This is a genomic window from Pseudomonas sp. PDM25, from assembly GCF_019219045.1.
Classification (GTDB): Bacteria; Pseudomonadota; Gammaproteobacteria; order Pseudomonadales; family Pseudomonadaceae; genus Aquipseudomonas.
On record NZ_JAHUWL010000018.1, the window covers coordinates 87,796 to 106,207 of the forward strand.

The following is an 18,412-nucleotide window of genomic DNA, read 5'->3' on the forward strand; positions in this document are numbered from 1 at the left end:
CCGGGAGGGGCACCCATGCCCGTCGCTGTGAAATGGCTCAACGTCCTGCCGTCGGAAAAAGCGGTGCAGTCGCCGGTAGCTATGCTGATGTGGCCAGCCTCGTGCGTGCGGCGCGAGAAGTGCGGTGGACCGTGGCTGACAGCAAAAATGTGGAAGGGCAATTTCATGAGCCACACTGATGGCTACACGCGTCGAAAAATACTCACGCTGGCTGCCGGTGCTTCGGCGGTTTTCACCTTCGATCCGGCTTTTGCAGCATCCACGCCGTCGACCGAAACAGGAGGCAAGAACATGCTGACCCGGGCCATTCCATCCAGCGCCGAACGCTTACCGATCGTTGGGCTGGGCACGTATCGCGGTTTTGATGTCGAGCCTTCAAGTCCGGCCTACAAGCAACTGCCTGCGGTGCTGCGCGCGTTGTTCGAGAAGGGTGGGAAGGTGATCGACAGTTCGCCCATGTACGGCCGCGCCGAACAGACGACCGGTGAGCTGCTGTCGATTCATGAGCCGCGCTCGCCGGCGTTTCTGGCCACCAAGGTGTGGACCCGTGGCCGCGAAGAAGGCATCGCGCAGATGGAACAGTCTTTCAAGCTGCTGCAGACCGACCGGATCGACCTGATGCAGATTCACAACCTGCTGGACTGGAAAACCCATTTGCCCACGCTGCGCAAATGGAAGGAAGAAGGGCGCATTCGTTACATCGGCATCACCCATTACACGGCGTCGGCGTATGACGAGGTGGAAGCGGTGCTCAAGGCCGAGCCGTTGGACTTTTTGCAGATCAACTATGCCCTGGACGATCGCGGCGTCGAGAAACGCATCCTGCCGCTGTGTCGCGAGCGGGGCGTGGCGGTGATCTGCAATCGGCCCTTCGGCGGCGGTGATTTGCTCGCGCGCTTGAAGGGCAAGCCGCTACCGGGTTGGGCCGCACAAGTGGGGGTCAACAGTTGGGCGCAACTGGCGCTCAAGTTCCTGCTGACGCATTCGGCGGTGACCTGCGTGATCCCCGGCACCAGCAACCCGCGTTACATGGCGGAAAATGCCGGTGCCGGTTTTGGTCCGATGCTGACGGGGGCGCAGCGCGAGCAGTTGATTGACGTGGTGGGGTAGGCGAACTTTCGAGGCCGGTCAGGTGTTGTCCGGCGGCTGGCGAAATCGCTTCGGGATCGCCTCTTCAAATGGATAAAACGAAAACCAGGGCCTGGCTTCGTCAATGACCCGCTGGACGGACGGTCTATTCATCAGTCTCTCGAAATAAGCTTTCAAGTGGCCATAGTCGTCGGGGAACGGCTCGAGCGTGCTGGCATAGAAAAGCGCCGGGGCCGCGGCGCAATCGGCCAGGCTGAAATCTGCACTGGCGAGCCAGATTCTCGACGCCATCTGGTGGTCGAGCATGCCGTACGTTGTCCGCAGTGTGGAACGTTCTCTGGTCAAATCGCCGTGAGCGTCGCGGATGCGATCGAGCACGATCTGTTGCAGCGGCGTTTGTAGGTAGTGGTCGCAGATTCGGTCCCACAGACGGACTTCCAGCGCGGTGTCCCAATCGTTGGGAACGAGTGGATGTTCACCCGGATAAAATCGGTCCAGGTATTCGATGATGATCGTGGTCTCCGCCACGTTGCGTTGGCGAGCATGGTCGCGGATGACCGGGAACTTGCCGAACGGCCACAGCGCTTGCAGCTCTGTTCTGTCTGCATCGTTGGCGAGATCGATGATCCGCTTTTCGAAGTCGATAGCGTTTTCATAGAGCGCGATGAGCACTTTGTGGCAGAACGACGACAACGGATGGTAGTAAAGAGTCAGCGACATCTCTCAGCTCCTCGAAAGGCAGGTGACCCTCATCATCATAGTCGCCGTCCAGGACGGTCAGGCGCGCGGTGCTAGACTTTCAGGGTGGAATAGACGTTCGAACAACCTGATCCGGCGGTGCGAGGACGAGAACGCTGGAGGTATGACATGACGACTCAATCGCTGGCTAAAGAACACATCAACGTGGTGGTCCGCAATTATGTGGAAGGCATGGTGTTCGCCGATGAAGCCTTGCTGCGACAAGCCTTTCATCCTGCTTGCCGCATCATTGGCCATTACGAAGACAAGCTTGAATGGTTATCGCTGGAGGAATTTATCGGCGCGATCAAGGCCGAAGGGCCGGCGCCCAAAGAGGTCAAACCATTTTGGGAAGTACTCAGCATCGATATCACGGGCGATGCCGCCGCGGTAAAAGTCATTGATGAATATCTCGGCATGCGCTTTACCGATTATCTGTCGCTACTGAACATCAACTATCGCTGGATGATTGTGAACAAACTGTATTACCTGAACGAATAGCACGTGAGCCCGGGAGCCAAAGGGCTCCCGGGCATCGTTATGCAATCAGTGCCGATCCAGCCACACCGTCTGGGCATTGCAGAATTCGCGCACACCGAAATGCGAGAGCTCACGACCAAAACCGCTTTTCTTCACTCCGCCGAAAGTGACACGCGGATCGGAGGCGCAATAGCCATTGATAAACACACCACCGGTTTCCAGTTCATCGGCCATCTGCTCGGCAAGCTCGACGTTGCGTGTGTAAATGGTTGAGGCGAGACCGAATTCGCTGTCATTCGCCAGCGCCAGAGCATGGGCCGCATCGCGTGCGGTGATGATCGAGGCTACCGGGCCAAACAGTTCCTGTTTGAACGAGGTCATCTGGTCGGTGACATCACCGAACACCGTGGGCTCGTAAAAGTTGCCGGGGCCTTCAGCCTTCTTGCCGCCCATCAACAGTGTCGCGCCTTCTTCCAGGGTGTCGCGCACCTGTTGATCCAGTTCATCACGCAGATCAAAGCGGGCCATCGGGCCGATGTAGGTGTCGGCGGCCAGCGGATCACCGACCACCAGTTTTTGCGTGGCTTCGACGAACTTACGTGTGAATTCCTCGACGATGCCTTGCTCGACGATCAAGCGTTTGGCCGCTGCGCAAACTTGCCCGGTGTTCTGATAACGGCCAATCACGGCGGCTTTGACCGCTTCGTCGAGGTCGGCATCGTTGAGCACGATGAACGGATCGGAACCGCCCAGTTCCAGCACGCACTTCTTCAGCGCCGCACCGGCTTGAGCGCCGATGGCCATGCCGGCTCGCACGCTGCCAGTGAGGGTGACTGCTGCGATACGGGGATCGGCGATTGCGCTGGAGACGCCGTCCGGCGTGACATTGATGACTTCGAAGACACCTTCGGGAAAGTCGGCTTGCTTGAAGGCTTCGCGCAACAGATAGGCGCTGCCCATCACGTTGGGCGCATGTTTGAGCACGTAGGTGTTGCCGGCGATCAGCGCTGGAACGGCGCCGCGCAGAACCTGCCAGATCGGGAAGTTCCATGGCATCACCGCGAGAATCGGGCCGAGTGGGCGGTATTCAATGCGCGCTTTTCCACCTTCCACCAGCGTCGGCTCAGCGTTCAGCATCGCCGGGCCGTGTTCGGCGTACCACTCGCAGAGTTGCGCGCATTTTTCGATTTCGCCGCGCGCCTGAGTGATCGGCTTACCCATTTCCAGGGTGATCATGTTCGCCATCGCGGCGGCGTTGTCGCGCAATGCCTTCGCCAGGGCGATCAACAACGGCGAGCGTTGATCAACCGGTTTGCTGCGCCAGGCGCGGTACCCGGCAGCGGCACGGGACAGGGCGGCGTCCAGAGCCGATGCGGATTCGAAAGGGTAGTGGCCGATCTGTTCGCCGGTGGCGGGGTTGATCGAAATGGCATGGGTGAGGCTGGAAACTTGAGTCATGGCACCGTCCTGCGAGGTGGGGATGCGCTCAGGTTACGGTGGCGTTTGTTTTCTGGAAACTGAATAATACTGAGCATATCGTTCACGTTTGGAGAATGACTTGGATCTGGTTCAGCTGGAAATTTTCAAAGCCGTCGCCGAACACGGCAGCATCAGCGCGGCGGCTCAGCACATCCATCGGGTGCCGTCGAACCTGACGACGCGGATCAAGCAGCTGGAGCTGGATCTGGGCGTGGACCTGTTTATCCGCGAGAAGAGCCGTCTGCGCCTGTCGCCGGCCGGCTGGAGTTTTCTCGACTATGCCCGGCGCATCCTCGACCTGGTCCAGGAGGCTCGCGCGACGGTGGCGGGCGAAGAACCGCAGGGTTCGTTTCCGTTGGGATCACTGGAGAGTACCGCTGCGGTGCGCATCCCTGAGCTGTTGGCTGCGTATAACCAGAAGTACGCCAAGGTTGAGCTGGACCTGTCCACCGGGCCTTCGGGGACCATGATCGACGGGGTGTTGTCGGGCCGACTGGCGGCAGCGTTTGTCGATGGACCGGTGCTGCACCCGGCACTGGAAGGCGTGCCGGCGTTTGAGGAAGAAATGGTGGTAATCGCACCGCTCAACCATTCCCCCATCCATCGTGCGCGGGATGTTAATGGCGAAAACATCTACGCCTTCCGCTCCAATTGCTCCTACCGCCATCACTTCGAAAGCTGGTTCGCCAAGGACGCGGCGGTGCCCGGCAAGATTTTCGAAATGGAGTCCTATCACGGCATGCTGGCGTGCGTCAGCGCCGGTGCAGGCCTGGCGCTGATGCCCCGCAGCATGCTCGACAGCATGCCCGGATGCACCACGGTGAGCGTCTGGCCGCTATCGGAATCGTTCCGCTATTTGCGCACCTGGCTGGTGTGGCGCCGGGGGACGGTGTCGCAAAGCCTGACCATGTTTGTGCGCTTGCTGGAGGAGCGCGGGGTGGTGGGGGATGAGGTGGTGCGCTAGTTCGCGCGCGAAAATGTCCAGATCGACTGGCCGGCTCATTCCCCGGCTTTCGTCGATTTGATCAGATTGCCGCGCAACTTCACGATCGCCTTCTGCAAAATCGTGAACTCGTCGAGCGTCAGGCCCGTCGCGTCGGCGAGGCCCATTTCCGGTTGGCTTTCGCGCAGCTGTCGACCGTTCTTCGTCAGGCTGATCCGTACCTGGCGCTCGTCCTCGGGGTCGCGCTGCCTTTGCAAAAAGCCCATCGCTTCCAGCTTCTTCAGGATCGGGGTCAGGGTGTTCGATTCCAGAAACAGCTTCTCGCCAAGGCTGCCGACGGTCTGATGGTCTTCCTCCCACAGCGCGACGATGGTGATGTATTGCGTATAGGTCAGCCCAAGCTGTTCGAGTATCGGCTTGTATGCCTTGCCGAAGGCCAGGTTGGTGGAATAGACCGCAAAACACAGGAATTCGGAGAGCTTTAGATCAGCAGGGGTGTTGTCTGTGGGTTTCATGTGCTTCCTCGTTGGCCAAAGACGGATGGCTCGCAAAAACTGAAATATACCTCGTATGCGATTGTGTCGGAACGACTCTAACTGACGGTGGCGACCGGCTCGACGGCGGAAGTCGAACCGGTCGTACGGTGCATCATGCGGTCAGGGCGTTGATGACCACGTCGATATTGCCGCGCGTTGCCTTCGAGTACGGGCAGATTTGGTCTGCAGCGTGCGCCAGCTCCGTCGCGACGGCTTGCGTCAAGCCTGGCACGCGAAGCGTCAGCCGGGCCTGGAGGAAGTAGGCCGGACCGGTCTGACCCAGATCGACCTCAATATCAATGGCCAGATTGGGCGGCAGCGTCACCTGCATATTTTTCGCCGCCAGCTCGACGGCAGCGGTGTAGCAGGCCGACCATGCGCCGGCGAAAAACTGCTCTGCCGTTGGGTGCGGCACAATGGCGGCGAACTCGTGTGCCAGCCGAGGGTTTCCCGGCGACGAGAGCTCGATGGCGAGGCCGCGGGAAGAGTTGGCACCGTCGCTGAATGTCGTGTGGGTTTTGCCTGTGGCCAGGACTTTTTCGATCTTGTTCATGGTTGAGTCCTCAACGTGTTGTTGGGTTTGTGATTCGTATGCGCTTAAAGCGCATACGTCATATGTGGCATATCGACAATGCTGATCGATAGCAACGCCGCGCGGTGCGTCAAGCCGTGAGGACGTTCAGGGCCACGTCAATGTTACCCCGCGTCGCTTTCGAGTACGGGCAGATTTGATCGGCGGTGTGCGCCAGTGTCGTCGCGATATCGTGGGACAAACCCGGCACGCGCAGGGTCAATCGAGCCTGAAGGAAATAGGCCGGACCGGTCTGACCCAGATCGACTTCGATGTCGACGGACAGATCCGACGGCAGCACCACGTTCATCTCACCGGCCACCAGCCCGACGGCGGCGGTGTAGCAGGCCGACCAGGCACCGGCGAACAGTTGCTCGGCAGTCGGGTGCGCCTGGGTAGCGGCGAACACGTGGGCAGGCTTGGCGATGCCGGGCGTCGACAGGGTGATGTCGAGGCTGCCGTCATGGCCGCGCGAGGTAGTGCCAGCGCTGCTGACGGTGGTGTGGGTTTTGCCGGTGGCCAGTACTTTTTCGATCTTGCTCATGATGATTTCCTGAGTTTTTACTGTTCTCGTATGCGCTTATATCGCATGCGATATATTTAATAAATTAAAGCGATCTTCACGCCGTCAGGACGTTCAGCGCCACGTCGATGTTGCCCAGCGTCGCTTTCGAGTACGGGCAGAGTTCGTGTGCGGCGTGCGCCAGTGCGGTGGCGACGTCGTGTGCCACGCCCGGCAAGCGGACAAAGAATCGAGCCTGGAGGAAATAAGCCTGACCGGTCTGGCCCAGATCAATCTCGATGTCGACAGATGCATCGGCCGGCAGCACCACTTTTTTCGCCTTGGCTATGTGTTCGATGGCGGAGATGTAGCAGGCCGACCACGCACCGGCGAACAGTTGCTCGGCGGTCGGGTGCGCTTGGGTGGCTGCGAACACGTGGGCCGGTTTTGCGTCACCTGGCGATGACAGCTCGATGTCGAGCTTGCCGTGGGCACGGGTCGCGTCGCTGAACGTGGTGTGGGTCTTGCCGGTAACCAGTACTTTTTCGATCTTGCTCATGGAGTGAATCCTCAACGTTTCAATAGATGCAGTCTGTCTGTCGTATACGTTTGTATCGTATGCGATTGAAATAATACTCACCCAGAGCTCAATCGGTGTCAAGGGGTGGTGTGAGATGCAGCCGACGAATGGTCGGTGGCCGAGATATGCCGAATTCGTCGTCGACCGGGCCTAAAGCGATCAAGCCGTGGCGTCTGGAATGGGCCAGTCTGGACGGTCTGTCCAAGGAGTTGATGATGAAACGACTGTCCCTGGCCGAAGCTCGCGAGCTGGCCGAATCGATCTTGCTGCACCACGGTTTCAACCTTGCCCACGCTCAGGCGGTGGCCGCCACGGTGATTGCCGGCGAGCGCGATGGCTGCGCCTCCCACGGTTTGTATCGGGTATTGGGGTGTGTGAATTCGCTCAGGGCCGGCAAGGTGGTGGCCGATGCCGAGCCACGGGTGATCGACCAGGCACCTTCGATTGTGCGGGTCGATGCGGCGGGTGGTTTCTCCCAGTTGGCGTTTCAGGCGGGTCTGCCATTGCTGGAGGAGAAAACCCGGGCAAACGGGATTGCGGCCCTGGCGATCAATCGCTGTGTGCATTTTTCCGCCCTGTGGGTCGAGATCGAGCAATTGACCGCTGCCGGCCTGGTGGCGCTGGCGTGTAATCCCAGCCATGCCTGGGTCGCGCCGGCGGGAGGCAGTCAACCGGTGTTTGGCACCAATCCCATTGCCTTCGGTTGGCCGCGTTCGGGCAAGGATCCGTTTGTGTTCGACTTCGCCACCAGTGCGATTGCCCGTGGCGAGATCGAGTTGCATCGACGTGCCGGCAAAGCGATTCCCGAAGGTTGGGGCGTCGATGCAGACGGGCAGCCGAGCACCGATGCGAACGTGGTACTCGATGCCGGCGCGATGCTGACGTTCGGCGGGCACAAGGGCTCGGCGCTGGCCGCCATGGTGGAGTTGATCGCCGGGCCGTTGATTGGTGACCTGACCAGTGCCGAATCGCTGGCGTACGACGCGGGCAGCAAGTCGTCGCCGTACCACGGCGAGCTGATCATCGCCCTCGATCCGCGACGCTTTCTCGGCGAGGCCACCGAGCAGCACCTGGCCCGCGCCGAAGTGATGTTCCAGAGCATACAAGGGCAGGGCGCCCGCTTGCCGTCGCAACGGCGTTACGAGGCGCGAGCGCGCAGTCTGGCGGAGGGCGTGCAGATTCCCGAAGCCTTGTACAACGACTTGAAAGCCCTGCTGGATTGAAGAAACGGAGGGCAACCAAACCTGTGGGAGCGGGCTTGCTCGCGAAGGGGCCGTAACCTCCAACATTTCTGTCGACTGTTACACCGCTTTCGCGAGCAAGCCCGCTCCCACAGGAGGTCGCTGCTCGATTGAGTGGTTTTACAGCGGTTCGCGGTGGCTGTTGCCATCGACCAGACGGGCGATGCCCAGCGGATTGGCGTTTTTCAGCGCGTCGGGCAAGAGCGCATCCGGGCAATTCTGGTAGCACACCGGGCGCAGGAAACGCTCGATGGCCAGGCTGCCGACCGAGGTGCCACGGGCATCGGAGGTGGCCGGGTAGGGCCCGCCATGCACCATCGCATCGCAGACTTCGACGCCGGTCGGGTAGCCGTTGAACAGTACCCGGCCGACTTTCTGTTCAAGCAGCGGCAGCAGCTCGTCATGGGTTTGCAGGTCACCGGCTTCGGCAATCAGGGTGGCCGTGAGTTGACCGTGCAAACTCTGCAACGCCCGTAGCAGTTCGGCCTTGTCGGCCACGTCCACCAACACGGTAGTCGGACCGAACACTTCTTCCTGTAACAGAGGATCGCCATTGAGCAGCAGGCTGACATCGGCCTTGAACAGCTGCGGCTGGGCCTGCTTGCCCTGTTGTTCACGACCGGCGAGGTGGCTGATGTGCGGATGCGTGTGCAGCGCCTGCACGCCCTTGGCGTAGCTGGTTAACGTGCTGGTGTTGAGCATGGTTTGCCCCGGCTGGTCGGCCATTACCGCGCTGAGCGATTGAATAAATGCGCTGAACTCGGGGGAGCGAATGCCGATCACCAATCCGGGGTTGGTGCAGAACTGGCCGCAACCGAGCACCACTGACGCGGCGAGTTCACTGGCGATTTTCTCGCCCCTCAGTTTCAGGGCTTCGGGCAACACCAGCACCGGATTGATGCTGCTCATTTCGGCGAACACCGGAATCGGCTGAGGCCGTGCGGCAGCCATGTCGCAGAGGGCGCGTCCACCCTTGAGCGAACCGGTAAAACCCACCGCCTGGATCGCCGGATGCTTGACCAGCGCTTCGCCGACACCCGCGCCGTAGATCATGTTGAACACACCCTTGGGCATGCCGGTTTGCTCGGCGGCGCGCAGGATTGCATCGGCCACCAGTTCGGCAGTCGCCATATGCCCACTGTGGGCCTTGAACACCACTGGGCAACCGGCGGCCAGGGCGGCAGCGGTGTCGCCACCGGCGGTGGAGAACGCCAGCGGGAAATTGCTCGCACCGAACACCGCGACCGGGCCCACGCCGATGCGGTACTGACGCAGATCCACACGAGGCAGCGGCTGACGCTCGGGCAAAGCGCGGTCGATGCGCGCACCGTAGAAATCGCCACGGCGCAGGACCTGAGCGAACAGGCGCATCTGGCCGCTGGTGCGCCCGCGCTCACCTTGAATACGCCCGGTTGGCAGCGCCGTCTCGCGGGTGACCAGGGTAACGAATTCATCGTTCAGCGCATCCAGTTGCGCGGCGATGGCGTCGAGAAATTCTGCGCGCCGGCTCGCCGGCAAGTTGCGGAAGGTTGGGTAGGCGGCAGCTGCGGCTTGGGCGGCGGCGTCGACTTCTTCAACGGTGGCTTGCATGAACGAGTAGGGCAGCGCTTCACCGGTGCTGGCGTCATGGCTTTGCACGGTAATGTTGCCGGCGGCACTGCGCGCACCGCCGATGTAGTTGTGGCCGATGATGTGGGGCATGAAAAACTCCTGTCGAAAAGGGGCAAAGGCAAAGGCGCGCCGGCCACAAATATTCACTGCCCTCAAGCCAGCGAATCACCCCGGCGAGCGGTGGCGGGTTCGGCGTTGTTCAGGGCAGCGATCCGCGCCGCAGATTCGCTATCCACCAGGTGCAGCGACTTGCCACGGGTTTCCCGGGTCAGGCCGACGGCGACGATGGAGATCAGCGCGGCGCCGACCAGGTACCAGGCGATGGGTGTCGAGCTGTGGTACTTGTTGAGCAGGGTGAGGGCAATCAGTGGCGCCAACGAGCCGGCGAAGATCGGTGCCACCTGGTAGCACAGGGACAACGCGGTGTAGCGCACGTGGGTCGGGAACATTTCCGCCATCAGCGCCGAGTAGGGCGCATAGGTCATCGACTCGATCGCCAGGCCCAGGGTGATTGCCCCGATGATCAGCCAATTGTTGCCTGTATCCATCATTGGGAAGCCGATGAAGCCCCAGAACGCGGTGAGGATCGCACCCGTCAGGTACACCGGTTTGCGTCCGACCAGGTCGGACAGATAACCCATCAGCGGGATCATGAAAAAATGCAGCAGGTGCGCGCCGAACATCAGAAACAGAATCTCTGAAGTGTCCTTGTGCACCACCAATTTCAGGTAGGTAATCGAGAAGGTTACAACGGTGTAGTAAAGAATGTTCTCGGCAAACCGCGCGCCGATACCGACCAGCACCGCACGCCAGTGATGACGCAGCACTTCGACCACGGCCAATTGCTGTTGCTTGTTTTGCGCCTGACGGGCCTGGGCTTTCTTGAAGATCGGCGCGTCATCGACGCTGGTGCGAATCCAGTAGCCGATCAGCACCACCACCGCCGAGAACCAGAACGCTACACGCCAGCCCCACGCGAGGAATTGTTCCTCCGACAGGTTCGACGACAACAACAGCAACGCGACGGTCGCCACCAGGTTACCGGCCGGGACACCGGCTTGCGGCCAGCTGGCCCAGAAGCCTCGGCGATTGTCCGGGCAGTGTTCGGACACCAGCAGAATCGCACCGCCCCATTCACCGCCGAAGGCGAAACCCTGGATCAGCCGCAGCAGCACCAGTAACACGGGCGCGGCGTAGCCGATCTGATCGAAACCAGGCAGGCAACCCATCAGGAACGTGGTGATGCCGACCACCACCAGGCTCAGTTGCAACAGGCGTTTGCGGCCGAACTTGTCACCGTAGTGACCGAACACCAAACCACCCAATGGGCGGGCGAGGAAGCCAACGGCATACAAGGCGAAGGCGGCGAGGATGCCGTCGATTGGGCTGTCGGTTTGACGGAAGAACAGCTGGCCGAAGACCAGTGCCGAGGCAGTGCCGTAGAGAAAGAATTCATACCATTCGGCGACAGTGCCGGCCATGGCGGCAGCCACGACACGCTTGAGTCCTGAGGGCGTAGTTGTGCGAGAGATGCTGTGAGGAGTGGGCATGCGGACGTTTCCTGTAGAGGCGCAGAGACAGGCAGCCGGGCCGGGTCCTCAAGGACCCGCCCGGCAATCACTCAGAGACCGACGTCCGGCAGTTCCGGACGATTGGCCAGGGCCTTGGCCATGATCTGCTCGACGAAAACCCGATCGGCTTCCGGCAGGGCCAGGCGTGGTGGACGGGTCAGGGCGCTGCCGCGACCGGCGATGGCTTCGCACAGCTTGATGCACTGCACCAGATCGGCACGGGCGTCGAGGTGCAGGATCGGCATCAGCCATTCGTAGATCGGCATGGCTTCGGCGAAGCGACCGGCCTTGGCCAGGCGGAAGATAGTTTCGCCTTCTTTCGGGAACACGTTGGACATGCCCGAGACCCAGCCTTCGGCCCCCACGGCGATGCTTTCCAGCACCACGTCATCAAGGCCGGCGAACAGCACAAAACGGTCGCCCACTTCATTGCGCACGTCGATGAAACGGCGGGTGTCGCCGGAAGAATCCTTGAAGCACACCACGTTGTCGCAGTCGGCCAGGGAAATCAGGATGTCCGGGGTGACGTCGTTTTTGTAGATCGGCGGGTTGTTGTAAACCATCAGCGGTACGTCGGCGTTTTTTGCCACGTAGCGGTAGTGCTCGGCGGTTTCGAACGGCTTGGAGCCGTAGACCAGCGCCGGCATCAGCATGACCCCGTCAACGCCAACCCGGCGCACCGCGTTGGCCACCTTGGCCGCTTGAATGCTGGTGAATTCAGCCACACCGCAAATCACCGGCACGCGACCACGGGAAGCGTCGACCGCGACTTCGGTCACGGCGATTTTTTCTTCGGCGGTCAGGGAGGTGTTTTCCCCCACCGAACCGCACACCACCAGACCCGACACGCCGTCACGGATCACGTTGGAAATCACCTGGTGGGTTTTTTCCAGGTTGATGGAAAAGTCGTCGTTGAATTGAGTGGTCACCGCGGGGAAGACGCCACTCCAGTTAATGCGCTTGCTCATTGTTGCCTCCGGTTCGTTAATTGTATTTCGTATACGATATTTCAAGTAAAAAGACTCGGCCAGTGCTTTTTTCAGTTACGAGGGGTTTTTTACTAGCCGTTGGTCAGAGTTTTTTGGTCAGGGTTTGTAAGGCTGTGCTCAGGCCCCAGGCCAGGTGTCAGACAGGCGATAGCCTTGTGGCCACGGATCGCTCGGATCGAGCAGCAATTGGTGAGTGCCGGTGATCCAGGCCCGGCCGGAAATGCACGGGTAAATTGCCGGGCGTCCGGCCACTTCGGTCAGCGAATCGATGCGGCAGTGAAACTCTGAACCGATGATCGAACGGCCGATAAAACGCTCGCCGACTTGCATCAAGCCCTTGGCCTGCAGCACCGCCATGCGCGCCGAGCAGCCGGTGCCGGTGGGCGAACGGTCGATCTTGCCGGGTTGAATCACCACCGCGTTGGCGCCGGCGGCGATGCCATTTTCATAGACGAGGGGCGCAGCGATCTGGCAGAAGGAAATGTGCGACCACTCAGGGTTCAGCGGATGAACGAAGCCCAATTGTTCGTTGGCCGCGCGGGTGATTTTCAGCCCGACCTCGACCAGCTCCGCCGCTTCATCAGGACGAATGGAAAAGCCCAGGTGCTTGGCATCGGCGATCACAAAACTGTCGCCGCCATATGCGGTGTCGACTTGCAACGAGCCGACACCTTCAACTTCGATCCAGGCGTCGAGGCGGTCAGCGAAGGAGGGCACGTTCTTGATTTCCACCCGTTCGACCTTGCCGTCACGGCAGTCGGCCACCGCTTCGATCAGTCCGCCCGGTGCTTCGAGCACCAGCCGGGTTTGTGGTTCGGTCATCGGCAGGATGCCGCTGTCGAGCAACACGGTGGCCACGCACAGTGAGTTGGAACCGGACATCGGCGGTGTGTCGGCCGGTTCCATAATGATCCAGGCCATCTGCGCCCGAGGATCCTTGGCCGGCACCAGCAAGTTGACGTGACGGAACACGCCGCCGCGCGGCTCGTTGAGGACGAAGTTGCGCAGGGTCTGATCCTTGGCAATCCAGCGCGACTGTTCCCACACGGTGGCCCCGGGTGGTGGCGCGACCCCGCCGACGATCACGTCGCCGACTTCGCCTTCGGCGTGGCAGCTGACTACATGGATGACTTTCGATGAGCGCATTGTCTGCTCCTTGTTTTGTCTGTTAGGGCCCCTTCGTCGGAACGCCGCCCGGAGCAAGCCCGCTCCCACAGGGTTTGATGGTGTACACAAAATCACTGTGGGAGCGGGCTTGCTCGCGAAGGGGCCATCCGCTACTTCACTGATTTCAGGAACGCCGCAGTTTCGGCATGCACCGGATTACCAATCACCTGATCCGGCGAACCAATCTCATGCACCAGCCCATTGCGAAAGAACGCCACACGATCAGACACATCCCGGGCAAAGCGGATCTCATGCGTCACCAACACCATGGTCATGCCGTCTTCGGCGAGCATGCGCATGGTGTCCAGCACCTCGCCCACCAGCTGCGGATCGAGGGCCGAAGTGGCTTCGTCGAACAGCATGTAGTCCGGCGACATGGCCAGGGCGCGGGCAATCGCCATGCGCTGTTGCTGACCGCCGGAGAGCTTGCCGGGAAAGGCCTTGAGCTTGTCACCCAGACCGACGTGGGTCAGTTGTTTCACCGCCAGTTCCTCGGCTTCGGCCTTGCTCTTGCCCAGTACTTTGCGCGGCGCCAGCATCACGTTTTCCAGCACGGTCAGGTGCGGGAACGCGTTCCATTGCTGGAAGACGATGCCGATCTTCTGCCGCAGACGGTTGAGGTCCGTGGCGCTGTGATGGACCTCGACACCGTCGACGCGGATGTTGCCTTTCTGGATCGGCTCCAGACCGTTGATGCACATCAGCAGGGTCGATTTGCCCGAGCCGGAGCCGCCAATGATCGACACCACCTCGCCCTTGTTCACCGTCAGGTTGACGCCCTTGACCACTTCGAGGTTGCCGAAGGATTTGTGTACGTTGTCGATCTCAATCATTTTCTTGCCACCTTCTTTCCAGACGAGCGCCGAGGCGAGCGACCACCAGGCTCATGACGTAGTAGATGAGGCCCGCGATGCACAGCACCAGCAGCGGCTCCTGAATGCGGGTCACGATGGTTTGCGAGGCGCGCAGCAGTTCGACGATGCCGATCCACATCACCAGCGCGGTGTCTTTCATCACGCTGAGCACCAGGTTCAGCCAGCCGGGAAAGGCTACGCGCGTGGCCATCGGCAGGACGATCCAGCGCAAGTCCTGCAGGAAGCTCAGGCCCAGCGAGCGACTGGCCCGGCGCACGGTGAACGGCACTGACAGCACGCCGCTGCGCACGATCTCGGTGAAGTACGCGGCGGCGTAGACCCCGAGCACAATGCAGCCGACGCTGAAGGCGCTGATGTTCAAGCCGACGATGCTTTTCAGCGAGTTGAACAACACAAACTGGATCAGCAACGGCACGCTGCGAAACACGTCCAGCCCCCAGGCCAGTGGCAGGCTGGCGCGCGGCAACAACGCCCGCAGCAAGCCGAACAGCAACCCGGCGAAGGAGCCGAGGATGATCGACCAGAACGTGAGTTTCAGAGTGACCCAAGCGCCATCCAGCAAGAACAACAGGTCATTCCAGGAAAAACTGGTGGTCAACATGCTCACCTCCTCAGTAGCGGAACAGTCGCCAGGCCATCAGCCGGGCGACGGCGACGATCGCCTTGGCAATCAGGTAATACAGTGCCGCGGCGATGGCGAAATATTCGAAGGTGCGGAACGTCTTGACGTTGTAATCCTGGGTCACGCCGGTGAGGTCATTGTTCAGCCCGACGATCACCCCCAGCGACGTCATCAGCACCGCCCAGACCATCTGGTTACTCAACGGGTAGAACACGATCCGCAGCAGCTGCGGGACGATGATCATCCGGTAGGCCTGGAAGGCACTCATGCCCAGCGAACGCGCGGCGCGCACTTGCGTGCCGGGCACAGCCTTGAGGCCGCCGCGAAAGTTTTCCGCCAGGTAACCGGCGTTGTTGAAGGTGATCCCGGCCAGCAGCGCGAACCATGAGCTGACGTGTAAATCGAGCGAGCCGAGGCCGAAGTAGAGGACGTAGATCTGGAACAGCGACGGGGTGTTGCGGGCGATCGACACCCAGCCGTTGCCGATGCCGCGCAACAACGGTTGTTTGGCTTCGCGCATCACCGTCAGGGCCAGGGCGATCAGCACGCCGAAGATCATCGACAGCGCAGCGGTCTCGAAGGTAACCCAGGCGCCGGCGAGCATGTCCGGCAGGGCGCGCAGGGTCGCGCGCCATTGGAAGGTGTAATCAAACATGCGCGGGGTTCTCCAGAGAAGCGGCCGATTGCAGCCAGGCCGGCAAACGACCACTGGCCGTGGCGCTGCAGGCGGCGTCGACACATTCGGCGAGGTTGGCAAAGTGCACCTTGCGGCCCACCAGGCCGGGTGCGTAATGGGCGTACTTGCCCGAGTTGGTCATCAAGGTTTTGGCGGTCAGCGGGATCACCGGTTCGCCGAGCATGCACCAGCAGGTGTCGGTGACCAGCGTCGCGCCAAAGGCTTCGATCACCGCGATATGTCCCGCCTCGCGGGCCTGCTCCAGCACCGCACGACCGCAGGTAATGGCAAGCACTACTTCGGGGTGTTTGTGCCGACCCCGGCACAGCCGCGCCAGATGCGCGAATTCGCTGAGGGAGAAATGGGGGTTGCCCAGCGAGACCACATCCACCCGGTTGTCGCGGGCACTGTTGAGTTCGCGCCAGCTGAGCAGCAAATCCTTCTGGCGGATTTTTTCCACCGGCACGGGGACATTCGCCTCCAGCACCTGCGTCGGGTCGAGTGCTTCCGGGGTCACCCCGGCGATGTGAAACAGCGGCGCGGCAGAGGTGGTGGCGAAAGCGGCACCGAAGGCTTTCAAATCGTCCAGGCTCGGCCTGCTCTGTTCCAGCCCCAGCACCAGCGGAATCCGGCTGCCGGCCAGGGCACCGATGTGGTAACCGAGCAGCGGATAGAAGGCATCGTCCAGTTCAGCTAAAACCGGCAATTCGATTTGCAGTCTCGCTTTACGTTGCGCGTCCAGATGGCAACCGATCAGGGGCGCGCGGCCGGTCAGGGCGATGCAGATATCCAGGTAATCCGGGTATTTCAGGGTGCGTGCGCCGAGCACGCTGTTGGCATACACCACGGCGTTGGATTCGGCCCAGACGATTTGCTCGCCGGCCTTCGGCGCGCTGTCGAGCAGGTAGGGCGCGCAGGTAAAACTCAGCTGTGCGCCCATCGCCATGTAGGCATCGCCAAGGGCGCTGGCGGGTACCCCGAGTGCCGGATCAATGCCCAACTCGCGCCAACGGCGTTGGTCGACGGAAATCGAATTGAGGGTGGTCGGCACCCGCACTTTGGCTCCCCACTGCACCAGTTGTTCGGCGAAGCGCAGGCTCGCAGGCCCGGTATAAATGCAGCCGTCGATGTGTGCCTGGGTGACATCCACCAGACTGCGCGCACCTTGCAGTTCAGCCATGCGCAGGACGATCTGCATCGCCACTTGGGCGGCCTTGCCATGCTCGCCGTCAAGCAGTGCCTGATCGTGTTCGGTGAGTTCGATGGCGGTGCTTTTTTCTGCTGTCTGCAACGGACTGTCGAGTGCCTGCCAGGCATCGCCCGGCAGGTGTTCGAACAGGGTCACCGTTGAGGCTTCGACCCGAGCAAAGGCCTTGCCGCGTAGGGCGGCAAAAGCCTCCCGGCCGATGCACAGCACCGGCAGGGAACGCTCGAAAATGGTCTGTGCCACAAGCACGCCCAGGGTCAGGATCTCATCGGGTTCGGCCAGCACCAGTGCGGCCGGCGCATGACCGTTGCTGATCAGTTCCATCAGCACACTGCTGCCGGTGCATGAGCCGCGACCACTGGGGATCACCAGCACCCGACCGGCCAGATGTTCGCCGCTGAGCGGGTGGTGACGGTCGATGATCTCTCCACTAAACGGATCGACCCCGCCCCAGAAACTCAAGCCCACATCGGCAAACAGCAGGGCGCCTTGGGCGGCACCGGCGACCAGGCCGCGACCGGTCAGAGAGGTTGGCCTAGGCATGCCGGACACCTCAGTAATAGACCTTGGGCACGGTCAGGTCGGTGGGTGAAATCTCGGTGCCGACCCATTTGGTGAACAACTCGTTGTAGCGGCCGCTGCGCACCTGCTGATTGACGAACAGGTTGAGGTAATTGAGCAGGCCATACTCGTTACGCTTGGCGCCCAGGGACACGTAGTCGATGGTGTACGGCGCGTTACCGGCGATTTTCAGGTTCTTGTATTTGCCCGACTTGATCGTGGCGGCGGCCACGGTGTTGGTGACCACGGTGGCGTCGATGTGACCCTGGGCGACCGCCAGCAGCGTGTCGTTCTGCGACTGATAGGCGCGGAAGGTGCCGGTGCCCCAGTTCTTCACGTCTTTTTCCAGAGCAATGGCTTCATAGGTGCCGCTGGTGTTGCCCAGGGCTTTGCCTTTGATATCGGCGAAGCTGTTGATGCCGGTGTTGTCGCGGGTCAGCACGACCATTTGGAAAGCGAAGTACGGCACGGTAAGGCCGACGGTCTTGGCCCGTTCGAGGGTATCGGAGGTGGAGGCGACGATCACGTCTGCGCGCCCGGAGACCAGTGCCGGAATTCGATCCGGAAAGGGCGTTTCAACCACTTCCGCATCGACCCCGAGGATTTTCGCCAGGTCGCGGCAGTAGTCCACGTCGAAACCGGCCGGGTTGTTACCTTCATCGCGAAAACCCATCGGCGGGAAGTCCAGGGTCACGGCGCAGCGCAGCTTGCCCGAACCAATGATGTCGTCGAGCTTGTCGGCCTGGGCGGTGGCGATAAAGGAGGTACTGAGAACAGCGCTGAGGGCTACGGCAAATGCGGTGTTTTTCATAGAGGCCTCGTTGTCGGAAAGTGCTGTTGGATATCGTATTGTGAATTTCGTATACGATATGTGATTAGCAATGAGCGTGCCCGTTTCCGAACTGAGGCGAGAATTAATCGCCAAGCCTTGAGCTAAAGGTCTTACAAGATTGTGGGAACAGGGCGTAGGAGAA

19 protein-coding genes are annotated in these 18,412 nt (G+C 61.0%); 4 read left to right on the forward strand and 15 right to left on the reverse strand.

What is annotated here, in order from left to right; translation table 11 throughout:
* Positions 1-165: 165 nt before the first annotated feature.
* A complete protein-coding gene (locus KW848_RS26685) occupies positions 166-1,110 on the forward strand; it encodes an aldo/keto reductase (protein ID WP_192409673.1) in 945 nt (314 codons plus the stop codon).
* 18 nt (positions 1,111-1,128) lie between these two features.
* Here the strand turns inward: KW848_RS26685 and KW848_RS26690 are convergent, their stop codons facing one another.
* Positions 1,129-1,809: a glutathione S-transferase family protein gene (locus KW848_RS26690; RefSeq protein ID WP_218538569.1), complete on the reverse strand. Its 681-nt coding sequence runs from the start codon at positions 1,807-1,809 to the stop codon at positions 1,129-1,131.
* Between the two features lie 147 nt (positions 1,810-1,956).
* Here KW848_RS26690 and KW848_RS26695 point away from each other — a divergent pair, with 147 nt between their 5' ends.
* The gene (locus tag KW848_RS26695) at positions 1,957-2,328 is read left to right on the forward strand and encodes a nuclear transport factor 2 family protein (protein WP_111448673.1); all 372 of its coding nucleotides are present in this window, start codon (positions 1,957-1,959) and stop codon (positions 2,326-2,328) included.
* 45 nt (positions 2,329-2,373) lie between these two features.
* On the opposite strand, the gene KW848_RS26700 is transcribed toward KW848_RS26695, so the two are convergent.
* Entirely contained in the window at positions 2,374-3,765 is a 1,392-nt protein-coding gene (locus KW848_RS26700) for an aldehyde dehydrogenase family protein (protein WP_218538570.1), read from the reverse strand.
* 100 nt (positions 3,766-3,865) lie between these two features.
* Between KW848_RS26700 and KW848_RS26705 the strand changes: the two genes are divergently transcribed.
* Positions 3,866-4,750: a LysR family transcriptional regulator gene (locus tag KW848_RS26705; RefSeq protein WP_218538571.1), complete on the forward strand. Its 885-nt coding sequence runs from the start codon at positions 3,866-3,868 to the stop codon at positions 4,748-4,750.
* Positions 4,751-4,785: 35 nt separating this feature from the next.
* Here KW848_RS26705 and KW848_RS26710 read toward each other — a convergent pair whose 3' ends face one another.
* The 4 genes from KW848_RS26710 to KW848_RS26725 all read right to left on the reverse strand — a co-directional run bounded on the left by KW848_RS26710 (position 4,786) and on the right by KW848_RS26725 (position 6,897).
* Positions 4,786-5,244, reverse strand: a complete 459-nt coding sequence (locus tag KW848_RS26710) for a MarR family winged helix-turn-helix transcriptional regulator (RefSeq protein WP_111448670.1) — start codon at positions 5,242-5,244, stop codon at positions 4,786-4,788.
* A 133-nt stretch (positions 5,245-5,377) separates the two neighbouring features.
* Entirely contained in the window at positions 5,378-5,818 is a 441-nt protein-coding gene (locus KW848_RS26715; RefSeq protein ID WP_111448669.1) for an Ohr family peroxiredoxin, read from the reverse strand.
* Positions 5,819-5,927: 109 nt separating this feature from the next.
* The gene (locus tag KW848_RS26720) at positions 5,928-6,380 is read right to left on the reverse strand and encodes an Ohr family peroxiredoxin (RefSeq protein WP_111448668.1); all 453 of its coding nucleotides are present in this window, start codon (positions 6,378-6,380) and stop codon (positions 5,928-5,930) included.
* A gap of 76 nt (positions 6,381-6,456) precedes the next feature.
* Positions 6,457-6,897, reverse strand: coding sequence for an Ohr family peroxiredoxin (locus KW848_RS26725; RefSeq protein WP_192409668.1), 441 nt, complete (start codon positions 6,895-6,897; stop codon positions 6,457-6,459).
* Between the two features lie 236 nt (positions 6,898-7,133).
* Here KW848_RS26725 and KW848_RS26730 point away from each other — a divergent pair, with 236 nt between their 5' ends.
* Positions 7,134-8,141, forward strand: a complete 1,008-nt coding sequence (locus tag KW848_RS26730; protein ID WP_218538603.1) for an Ldh family oxidoreductase — start codon at positions 7,134-7,136, stop codon at positions 8,139-8,141.
* 138 nt (positions 8,142-8,279) lie between these two features.
* On the opposite strand, the gene KW848_RS26735 is transcribed toward KW848_RS26730, so the two are convergent.
* The 9 genes from KW848_RS26735 to KW848_RS26775 form a co-directional block, all read right to left on the reverse strand.
* On the reverse strand, positions 8,280-9,860 hold the full coding sequence (locus tag KW848_RS26735) for an aldehyde dehydrogenase (NADP(+)) (protein WP_218538572.1): 1,581 nt from the start codon (positions 9,858-9,860) through the stop codon (positions 8,280-8,282).
* Between the two features lie 62 nt (positions 9,861-9,922).
* Positions 9,923-11,320: a fosfomycin efflux MFS transporter AbaF gene (gene abaF / locus KW848_RS26740; RefSeq protein WP_218538573.1), complete on the reverse strand. Its 1,398-nt coding sequence runs from the start codon at positions 11,318-11,320 to the stop codon at positions 9,923-9,925.
* Between the two features lie 71 nt (positions 11,321-11,391).
* Positions 11,392-12,309: a dihydrodipicolinate synthase family protein gene (locus KW848_RS26745; RefSeq protein WP_008157198.1), complete on the reverse strand. Its 918-nt coding sequence runs from the start codon at positions 12,307-12,309 to the stop codon at positions 11,392-11,394.
* A 138-nt stretch (positions 12,310-12,447) separates the two neighbouring features.
* Positions 12,448-13,476, reverse strand: a complete 1,029-nt coding sequence (locus KW848_RS26750) for a proline racemase family protein (RefSeq protein WP_218538574.1) — start codon at positions 13,474-13,476, stop codon at positions 12,448-12,450.
* 131 nt (positions 13,477-13,607) lie between these two features.
* The gene (locus tag KW848_RS26755) at positions 13,608-14,330 is read right to left on the reverse strand and encodes an amino acid ABC transporter ATP-binding protein (protein ID WP_008157200.1); all 723 of its coding nucleotides are present in this window, start codon (positions 14,328-14,330) and stop codon (positions 13,608-13,610) included.
* Positions 14,323-14,973 (reverse strand): amino acid ABC transporter permease, encoded by a 651-nt coding sequence (locus KW848_RS26760; RefSeq protein ID WP_218538575.1) that lies wholly within the window; start codon positions 14,971-14,973, stop codon positions 14,323-14,325. Before KW848_RS26760 ends, KW848_RS26755 begins: the two co-directional genes overlap by 8 nt.
* A 10-nt stretch (positions 14,974-14,983) precedes the next feature.
* Entirely contained in the window at positions 14,984-15,649 is a 666-nt protein-coding gene (locus KW848_RS26765) for an amino acid ABC transporter permease (protein ID WP_218538576.1), read from the reverse strand.
* Positions 15,642-17,420 carry an aconitase X gene (locus KW848_RS26770; RefSeq protein ID WP_218538577.1) on the reverse strand — a complete coding sequence of 593 codons (1,779 nt, stop codon included), beginning with the start codon at positions 17,418-17,420 and terminating at the stop codon, positions 15,642-15,644. Before KW848_RS26770 ends, KW848_RS26765 begins: the two co-directional genes overlap by 8 nt.
* A gap of 10 nt (positions 17,421-17,430) precedes the next feature.
* Positions 17,431-18,249, reverse strand: a complete 819-nt coding sequence (locus tag KW848_RS26775; RefSeq protein ID WP_218538578.1) for a transporter substrate-binding domain-containing protein — start codon at positions 18,247-18,249, stop codon at positions 17,431-17,433.
* Between the last annotated feature and the right edge of the window lie 163 nt (positions 18,250-18,412).

Coding starts and splice junctions, on each gene's coding strand:
- KW848_RS26725 (WP_192409668.1), bottom strand. CDS start 6,897: ATGAGCAAGATCGAAAAAGTACTGGTTACCGGCAAGACCCACACCACG.
- KW848_RS26765 (WP_218538576.1), bottom strand. CDS start 15,649: ATGTTTGATTACACCTTCCAATGGCGCGCGACCCTGCGCGCCCTGCCG.
- KW848_RS26755 (WP_008157200.1), bottom strand. CDS start 14,330: ATGATTGAGATCGACAACGTACACAAATCCTTCGGCAACCTCGAAGTG.
- KW848_RS26760 (WP_218538575.1), bottom strand. CDS start 14,973: ATGTTGACCACCAGTTTTTCCTGGAATGACCTGTTGTTCTTGCTGGAT.
- KW848_RS26720 (WP_111448668.1), bottom strand. CDS start 6,380: ATGAGCAAGATCGAAAAAGTACTGGCCACCGGCAAAACCCACACCACC.
- KW848_RS26695 (WP_111448673.1), top strand. CDS start 1,957: ATGACGACTCAATCGCTGGCTAAAGAACACATCAACGTGGTGGTCCGC.
- abaF (WP_218538573.1), bottom strand. CDS start 11,320: ATGCCCACTCCTCACAGCATCTCTCGCACAACTACGCCCTCAGGACTC.
- KW848_RS26710 (WP_111448670.1), bottom strand. CDS start 5,244: ATGAAACCCACAGACAACACCCCTGCTGATCTAAAGCTCTCCGAATTC.
- KW848_RS26750 (WP_218538574.1), bottom strand. CDS start 13,476: ATGCGCTCATCGAAAGTCATCCATGTAGTCAGCTGCCACGCCGAAGGC.
- KW848_RS26690 (WP_218538569.1), bottom strand. CDS start 1,809: ATGTCGCTGACTCTTTACTACCATCCGTTGTCGTCGTTCTGCCACAAA.
- KW848_RS26715 (WP_111448669.1), bottom strand. CDS start 5,818: ATGAACAAGATCGAAAAAGTCCTGGCCACAGGCAAAACCCACACGACA.
- KW848_RS26770 (WP_218538577.1), bottom strand. CDS start 17,420: ATGCCTAGGCCAACCTCTCTGACCGGTCGCGGCCTGGTCGCCGGTGCC.
- KW848_RS26775 (WP_218538578.1), bottom strand. CDS start 18,249: ATGAAAAACACCGCATTTGCCGTAGCCCTCAGCGCTGTTCTCAGTACC.
- KW848_RS26735 (WP_218538572.1), bottom strand. CDS start 9,860: ATGCCCCACATCATCGGCCACAACTACATCGGCGGTGCGCGCAGTGCC.
- KW848_RS26745 (WP_008157198.1), bottom strand. CDS start 12,309: ATGAGCAAGCGCATTAACTGGAGTGGCGTCTTCCCCGCGGTGACCACT.
- KW848_RS26730 (WP_218538603.1), top strand. CDS start 7,134: ATGAAACGACTGTCCCTGGCCGAAGCTCGCGAGCTGGCCGAATCGATC.
- KW848_RS26700 (WP_218538570.1), bottom strand. CDS start 3,765: ATGACTCAAGTTTCCAGCCTCACCCATGCCATTTCGATCAACCCCGCC.
- KW848_RS26685 (WP_192409673.1), top strand. CDS start 166: ATGAGCCACACTGATGGCTACACGCGTCGAAAAATACTCACGCTGGCT.